Annotated in this window: 16 protein-coding genes, 2 tRNA genes and 1 pseudogene; 12 read left to right on the top strand and 7 right to left on the bottom strand. The window is 64.2% G+C overall.

The genetic code is table 11. The features are described 5' to 3' along the window. Window positions 1-6 precede the first annotated feature (6 nt). The 5 genes and pseudogenes from asd to J9885_RS08960 all read left to right on the top strand — a co-directional run bounded on the left by asd (window position 7) and on the right by J9885_RS08960 (window position 1,896). Window positions 7-879, top strand: a complete 873-nt coding sequence (asd, locus tag J9885_RS08980; RefSeq protein WP_210549022.1) for an archaetidylserine decarboxylase — start codon at window positions 7-9, stop codon at window positions 877-879. Next, entirely contained in the window at window positions 876-1,139 is a 264-nt protein-coding gene (locus J9885_RS08975; RefSeq protein WP_210549020.1) for a VF530 family protein, read from the top strand. Before asd ends, J9885_RS08975 begins: the two co-directional genes overlap by 4 nt. After that, a pseudogene (locus tag J9885_RS08970) lies at window positions 1,123-1,239 on the top strand (VF530 family DNA-binding protein); the annotation flags it as partial. The gene J9885_RS08975 and the pseudogene J9885_RS08970, both read left to right, overlap by 17 nt. Window positions 1,240-1,243: 4 nt before the next feature. After that, on the top strand, window positions 1,244-1,495 hold the full coding sequence (locus tag J9885_RS08965; RefSeq protein ID WP_043762415.1) for a DUF2960 domain-containing protein: 252 nt from the start codon (window positions 1,244-1,246) through the stop codon (window positions 1,493-1,495). A 2-nt stretch (window positions 1,496-1,497) separates the two neighbouring features. Further along, window positions 1,498-1,896 carry a hypothetical protein gene (locus J9885_RS08960; protein ID WP_043762416.1) on the top strand — a complete coding sequence of 133 codons (399 nt, stop codon included), beginning with the start codon at window positions 1,498-1,500 and terminating at the stop codon, window positions 1,894-1,896. A 67-nt stretch (window positions 1,897-1,963) separates the two neighbouring features. On the opposite strand, the gene J9885_RS08955 is transcribed toward J9885_RS08960, so the two are convergent. Continuing rightward, entirely contained in the window at window positions 1,964-2,458 is a 495-nt protein-coding gene (locus J9885_RS08955) for a hypothetical protein (RefSeq protein ID WP_025325936.1), read from the bottom strand. Between the two features lie 166 nt (window positions 2,459-2,624). On the opposite strand from J9885_RS08955, the gene J9885_RS08950 reads away from it, so the two are divergent. After that, entirely contained in the window at window positions 2,625-4,598 is a 1,974-nt protein-coding gene (locus J9885_RS08950) for an EAL domain-containing protein (RefSeq protein ID WP_210549018.1), read from the top strand. 122 nt (window positions 4,599-4,720) lie between these two features. On the opposite strand, the gene rraB is transcribed toward J9885_RS08950, so the two are convergent. Further along, on the bottom strand, window positions 4,721-5,068 hold the full coding sequence (gene rraB, locus J9885_RS08945) for a ribonuclease E inhibitor RraB (RefSeq protein WP_197068428.1): 348 nt from the start codon (window positions 5,066-5,068) through the stop codon (window positions 4,721-4,723). 419 nt (window positions 5,069-5,487) lie between these two features. On the opposite strand from rraB, the gene J9885_RS08940 reads away from it, so the two are divergent. The 4 genes from J9885_RS08940 to J9885_RS08925 all read left to right on the top strand — a co-directional run bounded on the left by J9885_RS08940 (window position 5,488) and on the right by J9885_RS08925 (window position 8,747). Beyond that, window positions 5,488-7,764, top strand: coding sequence for an immune inhibitor A domain-containing protein (locus J9885_RS08940; protein WP_210549016.1), 2,277 nt, complete (start codon window positions 5,488-5,490; stop codon window positions 7,762-7,764). Window positions 7,765-7,967: 203 nt separating this feature from the next. After that, window positions 7,968-8,432: a hypothetical protein gene (locus J9885_RS08935; protein ID WP_210549014.1), complete on the top strand. Its 465-nt coding sequence runs from the start codon at window positions 7,968-7,970 to the stop codon at window positions 8,430-8,432. A 156-nt stretch (window positions 8,433-8,588) separates the two neighbouring features. Then, window positions 8,589-8,664: transfer RNA gene (locus J9885_RS08930), tRNA-Phe, on the top strand. Window positions 8,665-8,671: 7 nt separating this feature from the next. After that, window positions 8,672-8,747: transfer RNA gene (locus J9885_RS08925), tRNA-Asn, on the top strand. 59 nt (window positions 8,748-8,806) lie between these two features. On the opposite strand, the gene J9885_RS08920 is transcribed toward J9885_RS08925, so the two are convergent. Both J9885_RS08920 and J9885_RS20075 read right to left on the bottom strand, forming a co-directional pair. Further along, the gene (locus J9885_RS08920; protein ID WP_081843829.1) at window positions 8,807-9,028 is read right to left on the bottom strand and encodes a hypothetical protein; all 222 of its coding nucleotides are present in this window, start codon (window positions 9,026-9,028) and stop codon (window positions 8,807-8,809) included. Between the two features lie 165 nt (window positions 9,029-9,193). Beyond that, window positions 9,194-9,328 carry a hypothetical protein gene (locus J9885_RS20075; protein ID WP_081843827.1) on the bottom strand — a complete coding sequence of 45 codons (135 nt, stop codon included), beginning with the start codon at window positions 9,326-9,328 and terminating at the stop codon, window positions 9,194-9,196. A gap of 242 nt (window positions 9,329-9,570) precedes the next feature. Between J9885_RS20075 and J9885_RS08915 the strand changes: the two genes are divergently transcribed. Both J9885_RS08915 and J9885_RS08910 read left to right on the top strand, forming a co-directional pair. Next, window positions 9,571-10,848, top strand: coding sequence for an alpha/beta hydrolase (locus tag J9885_RS08915; RefSeq protein ID WP_210549012.1), 1,278 nt, complete (start codon window positions 9,571-9,573; stop codon window positions 10,846-10,848). 93 nt (window positions 10,849-10,941) lie between these two features. Next, complete coding sequence (locus tag J9885_RS08910) at window positions 10,942-14,505, top strand: ATP-binding cassette domain-containing protein (protein ID WP_210549010.1); 3,564 nt, start codon at window positions 10,942-10,944, stop codon at window positions 14,503-14,505. Between the two features lie 129 nt (window positions 14,506-14,634). On the opposite strand, the gene J9885_RS08905 is transcribed toward J9885_RS08910, so the two are convergent. The 3 genes from J9885_RS08905 to J9885_RS08895 form a co-directional block, all read right to left on the bottom strand. Beyond that, window positions 14,635-14,844, bottom strand: a complete 210-nt coding sequence (locus J9885_RS08905; RefSeq protein WP_043762427.1) for a YgdI/YgdR family lipoprotein — start codon at window positions 14,842-14,844, stop codon at window positions 14,635-14,637. Window positions 14,845-14,953: 109 nt separating this feature from the next. After that, window positions 14,954-16,135, bottom strand: coding sequence for a S8 family peptidase (locus tag J9885_RS08900; RefSeq protein ID WP_210549008.1), 1,182 nt, complete (start codon window positions 16,133-16,135; stop codon window positions 14,954-14,956). A gap of 124 nt (window positions 16,136-16,259) precedes the next feature. Next, entirely contained in the window at window positions 16,260-17,552 is a 1,293-nt protein-coding gene (locus J9885_RS08895; RefSeq protein WP_210549006.1) for a rhodanese-like domain-containing protein, read from the bottom strand. Between the last annotated feature and the right edge of the window lie 16 nt (window positions 17,553-17,568).

Here is a 17,568-nt window from a genome sequence, read left to right as displayed (position 1 = left end):
ACGAACATGAGCATTACTGACAACCTGAAGATTGCCGGTCAATACTGTCTGCCCAAGCACGCCCTCTCCCGCCTGATCGGCAAGCTGGCCGCCGCCGAAGCCGGCAGCCTCACCACCAGGGTGATCGAGGCCTTTATCAAGCAGTACCAGGTCGACATGAGCGAGGCGCTGCACGAGAGCCCGGCCCACTACAAGAGCTTCAACGCCTTCTTCACCCGCGAGCTCAAGCCCGGCATCCGCCCAGTGGTCGAGGACGCCATGACCCTGGCCCTGCCGGTGGATGGCACCGTCAGCCAGCTCGGCCCCATCCATCAGGGTCGCATCATCCAGGCCAAGGGCCACGACTACAGCGCCCGCGAGCTGCTCGGCGGCTACGAGGATCTGGTGGCGCCGTTCAAGGATGGGGACTTTGCCACCATCTACCTGGCGCCCAAGGATTACCACCGCATCCACATGCCGCTGGACGGCGTACTGGAGAGCATGGTGTTCGTGCCGGGGGATCTCTTCTCCGTCAACCCGCTCACCGCCGAGAACGTGCCGAACCTGTTTGCCCGCAACGAGCGCGTGGTCGCCACCTTCCGCACCCCCCACGGCCCCATGGCGCTGGTGCTGGTCGGTGCGACCATCGTCGCCAGCATCGAAACCATCTGGGCCGGCAATATCGCGCCGACCAAGCAGAAGGAAGTGGTGCGCTGGGACTACACAGGCGACGAAGCCATCACCCTGCAAAAAGGCGCCGAGATGGGGCTGTTCAAGCTCGGCAGCACCGTCGTCTGCCTGTTTGGCCCGGGCATGCTGGCCGGTTTCGAACCCCACCTGGCCAACGGGGTCACCACCCGCATGGGCCAGCCCTTTGCCAAGCTGGCGGAGCAGGCATGAGCGATCAATCGCCCGCCCCCCAGAAGAACAACCCGCTGCACGGGCTGACCCTGGAGGCGATCGTCACCGCCCTGGTCGAACACTACGGCTGGGAAAAACTGGGGCAGGAGATCGCTATCCGCTGCTTTACCCAGGATCCCAGCATCAAGTCCAGCCTGAAATTCTTGCGAAAAACTCCCTGGGCACGGGAAAAGGTCGAGAGTCTCTATCTGTACGTCCAGCGCAAGCAGGCGAAACAGGCAGGATCCCACAGTGTTTAAGTCCAGCCTGAAGTTCCTGCGCAAGACCCCCTGGGCCAGAGAGAAGGTCGAGAGTCTCTATCTGTACGTTCAGCGCAAGCAGGCCAAAGAGAAGGAGTGACGCCATGGCGTTCAAGATTACCTACACCTACAAGAAGCAGGCCCGTGAGATTGGCTACGCCAACGACAAGTTCAACAGCATCTATGACGCCGTTGCCGCTGCCGAGGGGATAGACCTCTCCCGTTTCCACGCCATGGAGGAGCAGCTGGCCCAGGTGTGCCGGCGTGACAAGAAGAGCGTGAAGGATTACCGGGAGAACTACTTCAAGGAGCTGGGCTTCTCCAACATCGTCATCGAGCGGGATCCCAAGGAGTAACCATGCGCACCCTGACCCTGATGGCCGCCTCCCTGCTGCTGGCGGCCTGCACCACAGCGCAGACCCCCACCGTGGGTGCGGACCGCGACAAGCACGGCTGCATCGGCAGTGCGGGCTACCAGTGGTCCGCCCTGACCGGCCAGTGCGTACGGCTGTTCGAGCAGGCGGTGCGGTTGGCACCGCTCGACGCCGGGCAGACCGGCAGCGCCTTCGTGCTGTTCAGTGGCGATCAGAGCGAGGCCGAGCTGACCCTGCCTGGCGGCGAGCAGATCCGCCTGACCCGTCAGGGGGAAGAGGGAGGCTGGTCCTGGCAGGGCGGAGCCTATCAGCTCTATCCCTGGAAGGGCTATGTGCTCAAATCCGGCGAGCGGGCGCTGTTTCACGGCGACCTAACCCCCTGACCCCAGCGCCCGGAAACAAAAAACCCCGTTGCCTGCAACGGGGTTTTTTCATGGTGCCTGACAGAGATCAGTTGCCCAGCGTGGCGAACAGGCTCTGCTCCAGGCTGCCGCGGGAGACACACACCGGAGTGATGGAGGGGGCCAGCACCCGCTCGCCGGAGGACTCGACGAAGTAGAGCTGGGTGTTGCCCTTCACGTTGACGGTCGCCACGCTGTTGTTGCCGCTCTGGGTGATGATCAGGTTGATCTGCAGGTTGGGGTTGCCCAGTGCGACCTTGGAACCCATGGTGCCGCAATCCAGCCACTCCAGCCCCTCGGCGGAGTTCTCGACGTTGGCAGTCATCAGGCCGGAACCGCGCTGACTGTTCTCGATGTTCAGACCGTGATCGCCAAACCACTTCTCGGCGCGGGCCCATACCAGATCCACCGGGATCGCCATCTCCTGGGTGTTGTTGGTTGCCTTGGCAACCGGAGGGGTATAGCGGTACTGCTCGCCGCCATTGTTGTCGCTGGCACAACCTACCATCAACAGGGCCAGGGCGCCCCCCATTATCTTCTTCATGCTGCTTCTCTCGTCCATAAGGCCATAGGCCAACCGGCGGCTATTATGGCGATCGCGACACAGACTGTCAGCTGGGATCGCTACAAATGACTGACTCTTAACCCAAGCTTTACAAAACTGGCCTGTTATCATAGATTTGCTCGAAATCTCACCCGTGAGTGCTCACGTGAATTCTTTCCTGAACCTGGCGCTGCTGCAGCAGATCATCGACCAGCTACCCATGACTATCTTCTGCCGGGATACCAGCGGACGCTACCTGTTTGCCAACATGGCATTCGCCAGGGAAGCCGGTTTGCAGCACCCGGACGACGTCATCGGCAAGCGCGATGCCGAGATGCCCTGGGGGGATGTATTCCGCGAGGAAGATGACCGCCTGCTTGCCGAAGGGAGGCCCCTGCTGAATCAGCAGCTCCATTGCCACAACGGCGCCGGCGCCAGCTGGATGGAGATCCACAAGGTCCCGCTCTATGACGAGCACGGCAACCCCCTCGCCCTCTTCGCCATGATCAGCGCCATCGATCAGCGCAAGGAGCTGGAGCAGACCTACCGCCAGCAGCAGCTGCTGCAGCGCCGCCTGCTGGATGCCATCCCGGATCTGATTCGCCTCGAGGATCACCAGGGCGTACTCATCGACTGCAATCAGGCCTTCCTCGATTTCATGGGGCTCATGGCCGGCGAGGCCCTCGGGCGGCGCGTGCCGCCCCGGCTGCCTGTCGAGCAGACCTTGGGACAGGGGGAGTACTGCGTGGTGGACGCCCAGGGCAAGGGACGCCATCTGGAGATCACCCGGGTCGAAGTGCCGGACGACGAGGGCAACTCCCTTGGCATTCTCACCCTGAGCCGCGACATCACCGGACTGCGCACCACTCAGGCCCAGTTGCAGCAGGAGCAGCACTACGACAGCCTGACCGGTCTGCTCAAGCTCTCCCACTTCCTCCAGACCAGCCGCCACCTCGGTGCCCGCAAGGCCAGCCTGCTGCTGGTCGATCTGCAGCATTTTCGCGAGATCAACGATCGCTTCGGCATCCGGGTCGCCGACCGCCTGCTCAGCCAGGTCGCCCGCCGTCTGCAACGCCTGGCGCCGCCCCAGTCCCTGCTCTGCCGGGTGGCCGCCGATGACTTCGCCCTGCTGCTGCCCGAGCTCCCCCTCTCTCTGGACGAGTGGAGCCGCAACCTGCAAGAGGAGCTGATGGTTCCGTATCAGGTGGAGGAGCACAGGATCCAGATCCCGGTGTTCCTCGGCATCGCCCATGGCAAGGCCAAGGATGCCGAGCGGCTGCTGAGCCACGCCGAGGCCGCCCTTGCCCAGGGCAAGCGCCAGCAGCATCACTGCACCCTGTTCGATCCGGAACTCGACGCCAAGCTCAAGCGCCGCCAGCTCATCGCGGCCCAGCTGCCGCTTGCCATCAAGGCGGCCGAGCTGACCGCCGTCTACCAGCCCATCATCTGTACCCACAGCAATCGGCTGCACGGGGCCGAACTGCTCTGTCGCTGGCCCCATCCCGAATTCGGGATGATCTCCCCCGACGAGTTCATCCCGCTGGCGGAAGAGCTCGGGCTCATCGGCCAGCTCGGCCAGCTGATGCTGGAACTGGGCTGTGCCCAACTGGCCCGCTGGCAGGTGGCGGCGCCGGAGCTGGTGCTCTCCGTCAACCTCTCGCCGCTGCAGTTCCGCGATCCCGAGCTCTGCCCGCAGATCTTCGACTGCATCGAGCGCCACGGGCTCGCCCCCTGGCAACTGGAGCTGGAGATCACCGAAGGGGTACTGATGGAGAACGCCGACGAGATAGAGAGCAACCTCGCCTGCCTGATCGAAGCGGGCTTCCAGCTCGCCATCGACGACTTCGGCACCGGCTACTGCTCGCTCGCCTACCTGCCCAGACTCCAGGTGGCGACCCTGAAGCTGGACCGCAGCTTCACCCAGGGGCTGGCCACCAACCAGGCCACCACCGCCATCGTGCGCTCCGTCATCGGGCTTGGGCACGAGCTCGGCATCAAGATCACCGCCGAAGGGGTGGAAACGGCAGAGCAGCAGGCCTGGCTGGTGAAGGAGGGTTGTGATCACCTGCAGGGCTATCTGTTCAGCCGTCCCCTGCCCCCGGCCGAGTTCGCCCGCAACTATCAGTTGCCGACGGACTGACACGCCGGCAACGAACAAGGCCACCCTGAGGTGGCCTTGTTCGTTTTGCAAGGAGTGGCACGATGCACCGGGGCGGACGCAAGATCCGGGCCCCTCGCCCTGCTTTCCGTCCGCCGGGCGGTTTACTCCTGGAAGTAGGTGCCCCAGCCGTCGTAATCCACGCCGTATTTTTCCAGGATAGGCAGCATCTTCTCGATGTCGGCGACTATGGTCTCGATATCCAGCTTGCACTCCACCATGGCGTCGAAGCAGAAGATGGTGGCGCCGTCGTCCAGTTCCATCTCCTCGGCGTCGGTCACCTCGAAGCCGGCCTTGAACAGATCGACCGCCGCCTTCTCCAGCAGCTCGAACTTCTGGCAGGCAAAGTGGTGCTCAATCTCGTAATCCAGATCCGGATTGCTGCCATCGGCCAGCAACTCGTTGACGATGGCGGTGGTCTCTTCGCGCCACTCTTGCAGATTGGTATTCATATAAACCCCAGACGGTGTTGGATGGAGGTCAGCCCCTGCCGGTTGACGCGCCGTGGCGACGTCATTCCTGTTTCCGGGGCATGATTGCGGCAAAGCATACCCGCACAGCGCAGCAGGCTCAATCTATGGGGCAAGATAACTGTCCGCGCCCTTCCCTCCCAAATGGTGGTGACCGCCGACATCGTTAAAAAAGTGTAACCACCCAGCATCCGGATAGTTCCCAATGGATATGGCTACCTCACCGACCATCAGCCCCATTACCGCACCGCATTCAATTCCCATCCCAGTGTTTTCCTCCTCTCCTGCCAGGATGACAAGGCCGCCGTCCAGAGGTATCAAGGGACGCGGGTGAAACACCGCCCGCACGGAAAAGGAGCCCGCCAGGCTCCTTTTTGATCATGTGAAGGAGCACATTGATAATGCCTAATAAAACAATAATGAGCCTGCTTGTCGGCTCAACCCTTATGATTGGAAACCAGGCCATGGCCGCCCCGGTCCACGGTCCGTTCGATGCCCCCCTGGCCGACGAGGTGAAGGTGCTGGAGATGCTCAAGAAGAGCGGCCGCATTCCGACCCTGGCCTCCCCCGAGCAGGAGCAGGCCGCCCTGGCTCGCTTCTATCGCGAGAAGTCGCGGGCCTATCAGGGCAGCAGCGGCACCCTGGCGGTGAAAGAGGGCAAGGTGCGGGAGACCATCCTCAAGAAGATCCGCCTGAACGGCACCGCCCGTCCCGGCGATCGGGTGCCAACCCTGCTGCTCAAGGCTATCGAGCGGGAGCACTACCAGGGCAAGATGCGCAAGGACAAGATCCTCGCCATCCTGGTGGACTTCCCCGACTACCCGAAGAACAGCGTGCGCCCCGAGCTCACCAAGATGTACTACCCGGATTACACCCCGTCGCACTACAACGATCTGCTGTTCTCGTCCAAGGGCTATGCCGGCCCGAACGGCGAGCGGTTCACCTCCATGCGCCAGTTCTACGAGCAGCAGTCCGGCCAGAGCTACAGCGTGCGCGGCCAGGTGGCGGGCTGGTATACCGCCAGCAAGAACGCTGCCTACTACGGTGCCAACGCCACCCCTGACACCATCCGGGACCTGGTGAAGGAGGCGCTGATCCAGGTGGCGGGCGACCCCTCCATCGATCTCGCCCAGTTTGACCAGGAGGATCGCTACGATCTCAACGGCAACGGCAACCGGAACGAGCCGGACGGCCTCATCGACCACCTGATGATCTTCCACTCCAGCGTCGGCGAGGAGGCCGGGGGCGGCGATCTCGGCGAAGATGCCATCTGGGCCCATCGCTGGAACCTGGGGGCCCCCTACCCCATCCCGGGCACCAGCAGCCCGAGCCAGAACTTCGGCGGCCAGTTTGCCGCCTACGACTACACCATCCAGCCCATCGATGCGGCGGCCGGGGTCTGTGCCCACGAATATGGTCACGATCTCGGGCTGCCGGACGAGTACGACACCAAGTACACCGGCAAGGGGGAACCGGTGGCGACCTGGTCCATCATGTCCTCCGGCTCCTGGGCCGGGGTCATCGGCGGCACCGAGCCAACCGGCTTCTCCCCCTGGGCCAAGGAGTACCTGCAGGCCTCCCTCGGCGGCAACTGGCTGCACGGCAGCAATGTCCACGTCGACGATCTCGGCCCGCGCGGCAACGTCTACATGCTGGATCAGGCCAACGACAAGGGGCGCAACGACGACGTGGTGCGCATCAACCTGCCGGCCAAGCAGGTGCCCCTCAACCCGCCCTACGCCGGCCAGTACGAGTACCACGGCGGCAAGGGCAACAACCTGGACAACCGCATGAGCCTCGCGCTGGATCTGGGCGGCAAACAGAGCGCCAGCCTGAGCTTCAAGGCCTGGTACCAGATTGAAGAGGGGTACGACTACGCCAGGGTGCTGGTCAACGGCGAGCCCGTCGCGGGCAACCTGACCACCAGCGACGATCCCAACGGGATCGGTTTCGGAGTCGGCATCACTGGCAACTCCAACGGCTGGACTGATGCCGAGTTCGACCTCACCCCCTGGGCCGGCCAGCAGGTCACCCTGACCCTGCAATACCTGAGCGACGGCGGCGTGGCCGAGAACGGGCTGTTTGTGGACGAGCTGCAGATCCTCGCCGATGGCGACACCCTGCTGAGCGACGGGGCCGAGGGCAACTCCCCCTTCACCCTGGCCGGTTTCGTGAAGAGCGACGGCAACGAGGCCAAGGATCACTACTACCTGGCCGAGTGGCGCAACCATGCGGGAGTGGACAAGGGGCTGGCCCACATCAACGTGGCCGACCAGCTGATGCGCTACGAGCCGGGCATGCTGCTCTGGTACGTGGACAGCAGCCAGGCCAACAACTGGGTGGGTGTCCACCCGGGTGAGGGCTTCCTCGGGGTGGTGGACGGGGATCAGCGTACCCTCAAGTGGAGCGACGGTGCCGTGGCCAGTACCCGCTACCAGATCCACGATGCCACCTTCAGCCTGGGCTTCCAGCAGCCGCTCAACCTCAAGCACCCGAGCGGCTCCCTGCTGCGCGACTTCTGGATCACCCCGAACCGGGTGTTCAAGGATTCCCGCAGCTACCAGAGCCAGGAGATCCCGGATGCCGGTCGCCTGCTCCCCGAGTACGGGCTCAAGATCAGCGTCACCGGTCAGGCCCGCGACCTGAGCACGGGCCGGATCATCGTCAGCCGCCACTGAGCACGACACTTATGACAAGGGGGCCTGGGGCCCCCTTTTTCATGCTGGCAGCACCACGACACCGGATGAGCCCTCCCTCGACACTCGCCCCTCCCACCAGACACATCCCCGTATCGACCTATCCCCCTCTTCAGATCAATTCATCAACATGGCCGACGTGCTAGCCTGTGCCTTCCTGCAAATCCGCTGCAATAAGGATTCCAATGACCACCACCCATAGGGTCACGACCGATGACCATCAGCCTAAACGCTTCCGTCCCCATGGCCTGGTGGAGTATGTGGTTCTGGATAACATCCTGGTATGTGAAGCGATTGGTCCATTTAATCTGGAGCTGATAGGTTCCGCGGTCTCTGTGGAGAGCCCGCTGATAGACACCCTGGTCAAACAGGGAAAGTGGGGGGATGTGGTCGTCTTCAAGCAAAGCGCCATGGCGAGCCTCGAAGTGCTCTCCTCCCTCACCGGGTATCTGCGCTCGCTCTCCACGTCGATGAAAATGCCCTCGGCAACGGCGTTGGTCATCTCCCCCAAGATAGAAGGCTCGAGGATCATGACGCCCCATTATCGGAAGTGCTATGCCGATGCTGGTGTAGAGGTTGAGGTCTTCGATGACGTCGATGCCGCACTCGCGTGGATGCAGAACCGGCTGGCGTCATCACCCGCCCGATGAATCCCCCTGATTTTTCAGTTAGATGGATTGATGGCGCAGATCTCTCGCAGCTCTGGATATTATCTCGCCACTTGGTTCACCCTATGCAAAAACATGCCAGAAACTGGTTCTGCAAGGTTGACACCCCAGCCCAGAAAGGGTTTAATGCGCGCCGTTGCCCAGATAGCTCAGTCGGTAGAGCAGGGGATTGAAAATCCCCGTGTCGGCGGTTCGATTCCGTCTCTGGGCACCAAGACTCTTCCTCCGTAGTTCAGTCGGTAGAACGGCGGACTGTTAATCCGTATGTCACTGGTTCGAGTCCAGTCGGAGGAGCCAAATTCGAAAGGCCCGCTCATCGAGCGGGCCTTTCTGCATTCGTCATTCCCCATGTCAGGCTAATAATGGTTTTCGTCGCCGTGCCACACGTGACCGGCCGAGCAGGCACGGGCCACCTCGTGGCAAGGGTCATCCGCATGGCGGCGGAAGAAGTGCTGATCCTGTTGCAGCAGGTGCGAACTCATCGAGTGGCTGATGCCGGCCAGTGCCTCGCCAGCGGTCAATCCTGCAACCCGGTGATCTGTGGCCAAATGAGCCAGGACTTTTTCACGACTGTTCATGATCGCCTCCCTCTGTGGATCTCGTCGTAATTTGACCATAGCAGCAGCGCTCGGCATACCGCAAACCCGCGCCAGCAAAGGGCTCCAGGCTAGTCCTCACTATATTGAGAGGCACCTGGCATGAAAAAAGCCCGCTCATCCTGAGCGGGCTTTTACGCCAATGTGCTAACCGCCGTTGCAGGCCGCCAGCAGCAGGGTGGCCCCGCAGGTGGCGCTGAAAACCAGCAACCCCGCCTGCAACACCCCCTCCGGATCCGTCTGTTTCCTTTTCTTCCTGAACCTTGTCCATCTAGGCTTCATCGAGCCCGCTCCATCCTGTTTCGTGCCCCTCGGGGCATCTCCCCCTGCCCGCTCGGCAGGCCGCTCATCTTTGTCCGGGGAGTGAACGCCGTCAATGACCCCAACACAATAATCCTGCCCGCCGCTCCCGCCATCACAGTCACACATCAGCTTGTTAACAATCAGGAAAACTGGCGTGACCCGCCTGTGTACCAGGGCTATGATGAGGCCGACGATTTCCGCCGACCTCAGGGAGACCCCAGATGAGCAGCCCCTTGCACTATGTGCTGGATGGCATCCATTGCGAGCCACACTTCTTCACCGTACCCCTCGACCACCAGCGACCGGAGGACGAGGAGACCCTCACCCTGTTTGGCCGCACCCTCTGTCGCAAGGACAAGCTGGACGATGACCTGCCCTGGCTGCTCTATCTGCAAGGGGGGCCGGGCTTCGGCGCCCCGCGTCCCACCGCAAACGGCGGCTGGATCAAGCGGGCCCTGCAGGAGTTTAGGGTGCTGCTGCTCGATCAGCGGGGCACGGGCCACTCCAGCCCCATCAACGCCGACGCGCTGGCGGGGATGACCCCCAGTGAGCAGGCGGACTACCTCGCCCATTTTCGCGCCGACAGCATAGTGCGGGATGCCGAATACATCCGCGAGGTGCTGAGCCCGGATCGCCCCTGGAGCCTGCTCGGCCAGAGCTTCGGCGGCTTTTGCAGCCTCACCTACCTCTCCCTGTTCCCCAGGAGCCTGCACGAGGTCTACCTCACCGGCGGGGTGGCCCCCATCGGCCGCACGGCGGACGAGGTCTATCGCGCCACCTACCAGCGGGTGGCGGACAAGAACCGCGCCTTCTTCGAGCGTTTCCCCCATGCCCAGGCGCTGGCCAACCGGCTGGCGAACCACCTGCACCACCACGACGTGCGCCTGCCCAACGGCCAGCGCCTCACGGTGGAGCAGTTGCAGCAGCAGGGGCTGGATCTCGGCGCCACCGGCGCCTTCGAGGCGCTCTATTACCTGCTGGAAGACGCCTTCATCGGCGAGCGGCTCAACCCCGCCTTCCTCTATCAGGTGCAGGCCATGCAGCCGTTCAACACCAACCCGGTGTTCGCCATCCTGCACGAGCTCATCTATTGCGAAGGGGCCGCCAGCAACTGGGCGGCCGAGCGGGTCAGGGGCGAGTTCCCTGCCCTGGCCTGGGCTCCGGGCAAGGACTTCGCCTTCACCGGCGAGATGATCTTCCCCTGGATGTTCGAGCAGTTCCGCGATCTCATCCCCCTGAAGGAGGCCGCCCATCTGCTGGCCAAGAAAGCGGACTGGGGACCCCTCTACGACCCGGCGCAGCTGGCCCGCAACCGGGTGCCGGTGGCCTGCGCCGTCTATGCCGAGGACATGTACGTGGAGTTCGACTACAGCCGCGAGACCCTGAAGGGCCTGGCCAACAGCCGCGCCTGGATCACCAACGAGTACGAGCACAACGGCCTGCGGGTCGATGGCGAGCAGATCCTGGACAGGCTCATCCGCTTGAACCGGGATCGCTGATCCCGCGCGGGCACGACCCCGCACCCAACAAATCGAGGGCGGCCCATGAGCCGCCCCGCCCATGGAAGCAACACAAAATAATAAGGACACCCATTGGATCATCCGGAAATCTCGGCCGGCTGGCTGAGTCGCCTCTTCTATCACTGGACGGGCCCGCTGCTGCGCAAGGGGCTGATCCAGCCCCAGGTCAGTCTCGACGATCTCTATCCCCTGCTGCCGGAAGACAGGCGTGACGACCGCGCCGATGCCTTCCTCGCCCTCACCGCCCGCCAGCCGGTGCGCCCCTGGCCCGTCATGGCGTTCATCTGGCGCCACTATCGCGGCCGCATCGGCCTGCTCACCCTGCTGCAACTGCTCGGCATGCTGGCGACCCTGGCCAGTCCCTGGCTGCTCAACCACAGCATGACCCAGCTCGGCAGCGGTGCCGGTACAGGTCACAAGCTGCTGCTGGCCTTCGCCCTGTTTGCCTCGGTGCTCGCCGCCGGCATGCTGGCGGAGCACTCCCTCCAGCTGGCGCTCAAGATGCACGTCCCCATCCGCCGCCTGCTGGCCGAGTCCCTGCTCGCCAAGGTGATGAAACAGGGGGGCAAGAGCTTCGACGACCGGGCCGGCGGCCGGGTGCAGAACCTCATCAACCGGGACGTCTGGGACATTACCTGGATCCTGGCGGACCCCGCCATGCCGCTCACCATGGCACTGCAGCTGGCCGGCACCATCGCCCTGCTGGTGTGGCAGGTGGGCAGCGCCGGCCTGGTGGGCTTTGCGGTGCTGACCTTGTTGCTGCTCGTCTCCACCCGGGTGGTGCGGCGCATGAACCAGCAGGAGCAGCAGCTCAAGCGCCAGCAGGACGAGCGCAACGGCATCCTGGCGGAGTACATCAAGAAGCTGCGGCTGGTGCGCCAGAACGGGCTCGGCCCCTTCTTCACCCGGGCGGCCAACGCCAAGCGCCAGCAGGAGCTGGGGGTGCTGGGCCGGGTGCTCAGGCTCGATGCCATCAACGAGAGCCTGATGCTGAGCACCCCGCTGCTGGTGACGCTCGCCACCTTCACCACCTATCTGGCCTCGGGTCAGAGCCTGACCCTGCCCCAGGTGTTCACCACCATCGCCCTGTTCGCGGTGCTGCGCATTCCCATGATGCGGCTGCCCTACCTCATCCGTACCCTGATCAACTTCAACACCGGCTTCAACCGGCTGTGCGACTTCCTCAACAGCCCGGAGCAGCACAGGGATCTCAACGACCCCAGTCTGCCGACCGGCAGCCTGCACATGACAGGGGTCACCGCCCTGCACCAGCAAAAACCGGTGCTGCAGGAGGCCAGCCTCGCCATCGAGCCGGGGGAGCTGGTGGGGATCACTGGCGCCACCGGGGCGGGCAAGAGCTGCCTGCTGCACCTGGTCGCCGGTTTCGACAACGGCTTCGAAGGGGAGATCCGTCGCCACGGCCGGGTCGCTCATCTCGGTCACAAGCCCTGGCTGATGAACGACACCATCCGCAACAACATCCTGTTCGGCCAGCCCTGGCATGAGGAGCACTATCAGTGGGTGCTGGGGGCCTGTGCCCTCACCGCCGACCTCGAGCTGCTCGGCCACGGGGATCAGACCCTGGTGGGGGAACTCGGCACCCGCCTCTCCGGCGGCCAGCAACAGCGGGTCGCCCTGGCCCGCGCCCTCTACGCCCGGGCGGACATCCTGCTGCTGGATAACCCCTTGTCCGCGCTCGATCCCGTGGTCGCGGCCCAGGTGCTGGCGCAGGGGCTCGCCTTCAGACCGGGGCCGACCCGGCTGCTGGTGAGCCACGACCCGGATGTGCTGGCCCATTGCGATCGGGTGATCCGCATCGAGCAGGGGCGACTGGTGGAGCTCGATGCCCGCCAGCTGGCGGATCTCGCCGCACACCCGCAGCCCGCCCCCCCGATACCGCCTCAGGAGGCGGAGCAGTTCAGCGAGGAGAAGGTGGTGGAGGGCAAGGTGGACTGGGGCCTGTTCGGCTTCATGTGGCAGCGCCTGGCCGCCCCCGGCGCCATCCTGATCGCCCTGCTGCTCACCCTGGGCCAGGAGGGGCTGCGCATCGCCTCGGACCTCTGGCTCGGCGGCAAGGCCGAGGTGAGCGAGGTCGCGACCCTGCTCGGTATCTATGTGCTGCTGGGGGCGGGTTCCCTCGCCTGCATCATGATGGTGCGGGTCATCAACTACAAGCTCGGCCTCAAGCTGGCCTGGACCCTGTTCGACGGCATGCTGGGGCGCATCAGCCGCGCTCCCATGGCCTTCTTCGACAAGGTGCCCCAGGGGCGCATCCTCAACCGCTTCGACCGGGATCTGGGGGAGGCCCAGGAGATCCTGCTCTCCATGCTGATGGGGCTGTTCGGCATGCTGGTGTCGGTGGCGCTGCAGGTGGTGGTCATCGGCATCAACATTCCCCTGCTGCTGCTCATCGCCCCCCTGGTGGGCTGGGCACTCTATGTGCTGCAGCGCCGCTACCGTGCGGTGCAGCTCAAGCTGCGGCGCCAGTCCTCGGTGCTGCGCTCCCCGCTCTACATCAGCATCAGCGAGACCATCCGCGGCGCCCCCGCCCTGCGCCTGGCCGGGGCCGAGCGCTTCGCCCTGGATCAGGTGCTGCATCACTACGACAACAACCTGCGCAGCTGGTACACCACCACCTCCATCAACCGCTGGCTCGGCATGCACCAGACCCTGCTCTCCGCCTCCCTGGTGGGGGTTGTGGCGCTGATGGTGGCCTTTGGCAACAGCCCGCTGCTGGGGGCCGTGGCCATCACCTACGCCTTCACCGCCTCCGCCATGCTCAACTCCCTCATCCGCACCTTCGCCGAGGTGGAGCAGGTGATGAACGCGGTGGAGCGGGTGCGGGAATACAGCGAGATAGAGAGCGAGCGCCAGGAGGGGGAGCCGCTGGCCACCCCTCACCCTGCGGTGCGCTTCGACAACCTGGGGTTGCGCTATCCCCAGGCCAGCCAGTGGGCCCTGCACAGGGTCAACTTCGAGCTGGCCCCCGGCGAGAAGGTGGGGGTGTGCGGCCGCACCGGGGCGGGCAAGAGCTCCCTGCTCGGGGTGCTGCAGGCCATGTATCCCGCTACCCAGGGGGAGATCTTCTACGGCGAGCAGCCGCTCTCCCGGCTGGCCCCGGAGGCGGTGCGGGATCTCTACGACACCGTCTCCCAGATCCCCCTCACCTTCTTCGGCACCCTGCGGACCAATCTGGTCCCCCTGACCGGACACGACGACGTCGCGCTGGAGCAGGCCCTGGCCCGGGTGGGCCTCGGCGAGCGCTGCGCCGGCCGGCTGGACGAAGATCTCGACAAGCTGCAGCTCTCCGCCGGCGAGACCCAGCTGCTGGTGATCGCCCGCATCCTGCTGTCCCGCCGCCCGCTCATCGTGCTGGACGAGGCGACCTCGGATCTCGACCACGGCGGCATGCGCAAGATGGCGGAGCTGCTCTATCGCTACCGACCCGAGGCCAGTTATCTGGTGATCGCCCACCATCTGGAGCCGCTGCTGTCGGTGGACAAGGTGGTGGTGATGGAGGCCGGCACCGTGGTGGAGCAGGGCTCGCCGGTCAGCCTGCTGGCCAATCCGGACTCCCGCTTCCACCGCCTGTTCGCCGGCCAGGTCAACCGCCAGGTGGAGGAGATCGATCTCTAGCGCGGATGCCGGTTTGGAGGGGATGAGGGCAGCATGAGCGGACGTTCTTCGTCATTCACACGCCTGGCAATGGAAAGGGGCATCTCCTACGAGATGCCCCTCATGACTCAATCGGGCAGACGGACCGGCTCAGCGCTCGATGATCTGGGTGATGTCGTCCTTGTTGATATGCATCTCCCTCCCTTCTTCATCGTAGTAACGATACATGCCTGTGCTGTCATCCAGCCTGGGCTTGCTGTCGGTGGTAATCATCTTCCCGTCCCGGGTACTCATGATGTATTGGGAGCTGCATCCCGCCAGCGCCAGGACACACACCAGGAACGTCATCAGTGGTTTCATCGCCTGTTTCGCCTCCCTATTCACCCTCACCACGAGGGCCCTGACTGAAGTCTAGCCCAGCCAGATACACCCGGTTGCTGTGATGGTGGAATATAACGTCAAGGATCAACTACTTGCGCCCACCCGGCTTGATGCTGCCTGTGCCCCCTGTCCCCGGGCCACAACCCAGTTCGATGCTGTCTGCTGCGGCCTTCGCCTGCACCAGGCCGTAGCCATAGCTGTTGTCGCGCCCGAGCGCCCCCAAGTCCTGGGCACTGCTGCGCAGGGTCTGGCGCAGCTGATCGTTGCTGCACTCCAGCCGCTGCGACCAGACCAGGGCGGCCACCCCGGTCACATGGGGCGCCGCCATCGAGGTGCCGCTGTAATAGGCATAGCCGGACGGCACGGTGGAGAGCACGGAGACGCCCGGAGCGGCCAGCTCCACCTGATCGTTGCGCTGGGAGAAATAGGCCAGCTGCTTGTTGGCATCCACGGCGGCCACGCTCACCACGCTGTTGTAGGAGGCGGGATAGGACTTGCTGGTGTTGCCCGCATTGCCCGCCGCCGCCACGCTGAGCACATTCTGGCCGTAAGCCAGGTTGAACGCCTGCTCCTCGGTCTTGCTCGGCACACTACCCCCCAGGCTCATGTTGATGACCATGCGGGTGAAGCCGCGGCTGCTCATCCCTTTCTTGCAGGCATTGAGTGCCCCCACCAGATTGGAGGAGTAAGCCCAGCCGTTGGCTCCGAACACCTTGACGATCTGCAGCGGCACGATCTGCTTCGGCAACACCCCGACCACGCCTGTTTCGTTGCCCCCCACGGCGGTGATGGTCCCCGCCACATGAGTACCGTGGCCGTTCTCGTCGCTGTTCCAGGTGCCGGTACCGGCATCGTCGTAGCCCTGTACCTGGTTTCCCTGGGGCAGGTCCGGGTGGCCGCTGCTGTAACCCGAGTCGATGATGCACACCAGCACCTCGCCGGCGGCGGCATCGCTCAGTTGCGGCGCCTGTACCATGGGAATCCCGTAGGGCAGGCTCTCTGCACTGGCATAGCGCTTGGCATCCGGTTCGACCCAGAGCACGTTGGGATTGCGCGCCAGTGCCGTGGCAGCCGCACCCGGCAACCAGAGCGCCAGCGCATGCTGCTCGGGCAGTTGCAATGCCAGCTCGCCCCCCAGTCCCTGGCTTTGGGCCAGCACGGCCGCCTCCGCTCCCGGCTTCAACTGCACCAGATAACGAGCCCGCTCGGCAGCCATGGCCCCCTGCCCCAGCATCCCTGCTATCAACAGACCAGTCCATATCCGTTTCATCAGCCACTCCTCACATCGATCTGAAGTCCCTGCGCCAAAAGTGTAGTGTTCCGCCGCCACGGGCATGCATGCGGCAATAAAAAAGGCCGGACAGGGGTCCGGCCTTGGCGACAGTGGCTGCCTGTCAGTGGGCGGGCTTGCGCTCGCCGGTGACGATGGGATTCTTGGGATCCGAGCTCCACTCGTACCAACCGCCGTCATAGACGCTGATCCGTTTCCAGTCCATCAGCCAGGCGTAGAAGAAGGCTTCGGAGGCGCGCCAGCCAGTGCCGCAGTAGAAGGCGGCCTGCTGGGTCGGCTCGATGTGCCACTCATCCCACATGGCGAGGATCTCCCGGGCCGGCTTCATGGTGCCGTCCGGATTGTGGAAGTCGCTCATGCTGTTGGCGTCCACGCCACCACGACCCCACTTGGCGCCAGGAATGTCGCCCTTGGGCTTGATGTAGCTGTAGCCCGAGGTGTTGCCGATAAACTCGTCCCAGGTGCGCACGCTGACCAGGGCACCGTCCGGCTGCTTGAGCAACTCTTTCGCCTGACTCAGGGTGGTGTAGTACTCGGGGTGGGCCGGGATGGCGACGCCGAACTCCTTGGCCGGCTTGAAGGTGTTGGCCAGACCGGTCTCGGTACGCAGGTGCTGCACGAACCAGGCCTCCAGGCCGCCATCCAGCAGGCGAACGTCCTCGACGCCGGCATACATCATCAGGTGCGCGGCCCGGGCCGCTGCCATGGTGTTGCGGCCGTAGAGGATGACGGTGGTATCGTGACGGATGCCGTTCTCCAGCAACAACGCCTTGAGCGCCTCGTCAGAGACCTTGTTCCACAGCGGCTCCGCTTCCAGCCGGTTGGTGTCGATGTAACCCGCACCCGGAATGTGGCTCAGCAGATAGGCCTTGGGAGAGCCCCAGTCCACTTCGAAGACCTTCCACTCCCCCTTGGGCGCGGCGACGACCGGCTTGCCCGCCTGCAAGTCTGCCAGCCAGAGCGGGTGGACCAGCTGCTGCCAGCGCGCCAGACGCTCCCGGGGGGCCTCCTTCCAGCCCTGCAGCTCGAACAACTGCTTGATACCCTGCTGGCGCAGCAGGCGGGCCACCTCGGCCACTTCCCGCGGGGCGCCGTAAAGGGCGACCGGCAGATCCGCCTTCAACCCCTTGCTCGCCAGCGCCTTGGGCCACTCCTCGTCACTGTATTTCCACTCGGCGGAGAGCTGCTCGGCGCCCGCCACATGGCCCCCCTGGGTCTCCCCTTCCATGGGCCAGCCCTGATAGAAGTAGCTGGCACGGGTATCCAGGATCACCGCCTGTTTCGCCTTGGCATCCGCCAGGGAGAGGGGGGGCAGTTCCGCGGCCAGGGCAGGCCAGGTACTCCAGAGCAGCAAGGCAGCCAGCGCGGCCCGCCACACACCTGTCATTCGTTTCATGATGTTGTCTCGATGC

It is taken from the genome of Aeromonas sp. SrichE-2G (genome assembly GCF_017939565.1).
GTDB classification, from domain to species: domain Bacteria; phylum Pseudomonadota; class Gammaproteobacteria; order Enterobacterales; family Aeromonadaceae; genus Aeromonas; species Aeromonas taiwanensis.
The sequence above is the reverse complement of the archived record's forward strand: the minus strand, read 5'-3'. Positions and strand labels throughout refer to the sequence as shown.

Bases quoted from the DNA above. Each gene is read 5' to 3' on its own strand.
- J9885_RS08905 (WP_043762427.1), bottom strand. From the start codon at position 14,844: ATGAAACCACTGATGACGTTCCTGGTGTGTGTCCTGGCGCTGGCGGGA.
- J9885_RS08975 (WP_210549020.1), top strand. From the start codon at position 876: ATGAGCGATCAATCGCCCGCCCCCCAGAAGAACAACCCGCTGCACGGG.
- J9885_RS08965 (WP_043762415.1), top strand. From the start codon at position 1,244: ATGGCGTTCAAGATTACCTACACCTACAAGAAGCAGGCCCGTGAGATT.
- J9885_RS08960 (WP_043762416.1), top strand. From the start codon at position 1,498: ATGCGCACCCTGACCCTGATGGCCGCCTCCCTGCTGCTGGCGGCCTGC.
- J9885_RS08935 (WP_210549014.1), top strand. From the start codon at position 7,968: ATGACCACCACCCATAGGGTCACGACCGATGACCATCAGCCTAAACGC.
- J9885_RS20075 (WP_081843827.1), bottom strand. From the start codon at position 9,328: ATGAAGCCTAGATGGACAAGGTTCAGGAAGAAAAGGAAACAGACGGAT.
- J9885_RS08920 (WP_081843829.1), bottom strand. From the start codon at position 9,028: ATGAACAGTCGTGAAAAAGTCCTGGCTCATTTGGCCACAGATCACCGG.
- J9885_RS08895 (WP_210549006.1), bottom strand. From the start codon at position 17,552: ATGAAACGAATGACAGGTGTGTGGCGGGCCGCGCTGGCTGCCTTGCTG.
- J9885_RS08955 (WP_025325936.1), bottom strand. From the start codon at position 2,458: ATGAAGAAGATAATGGGGGGCGCCCTGGCCCTGTTGATGGTAGGTTGT.
- rraB (WP_197068428.1), bottom strand. From the start codon at position 5,068: ATGAATACCAATCTGCAAGAGTGGCGCGAAGAGACCACCGCCATCGTC.
- J9885_RS08940 (WP_210549016.1), top strand. From the start codon at position 5,488: ATGCCTAATAAAACAATAATGAGCCTGCTTGTCGGCTCAACCCTTATG.
- J9885_RS08915 (WP_210549012.1), top strand. From the start codon at position 9,571: ATGAGCAGCCCCTTGCACTATGTGCTGGATGGCATCCATTGCGAGCCA.
- J9885_RS08900 (WP_210549008.1), bottom strand. From the start codon at position 16,135: ATGAAACGGATATGGACTGGTCTGTTGATAGCAGGGATGCTGGGGCAG.
- asd (WP_210549022.1), top strand. From the start codon at position 7: ATGAGCATTACTGACAACCTGAAGATTGCCGGTCAATACTGTCTGCCC.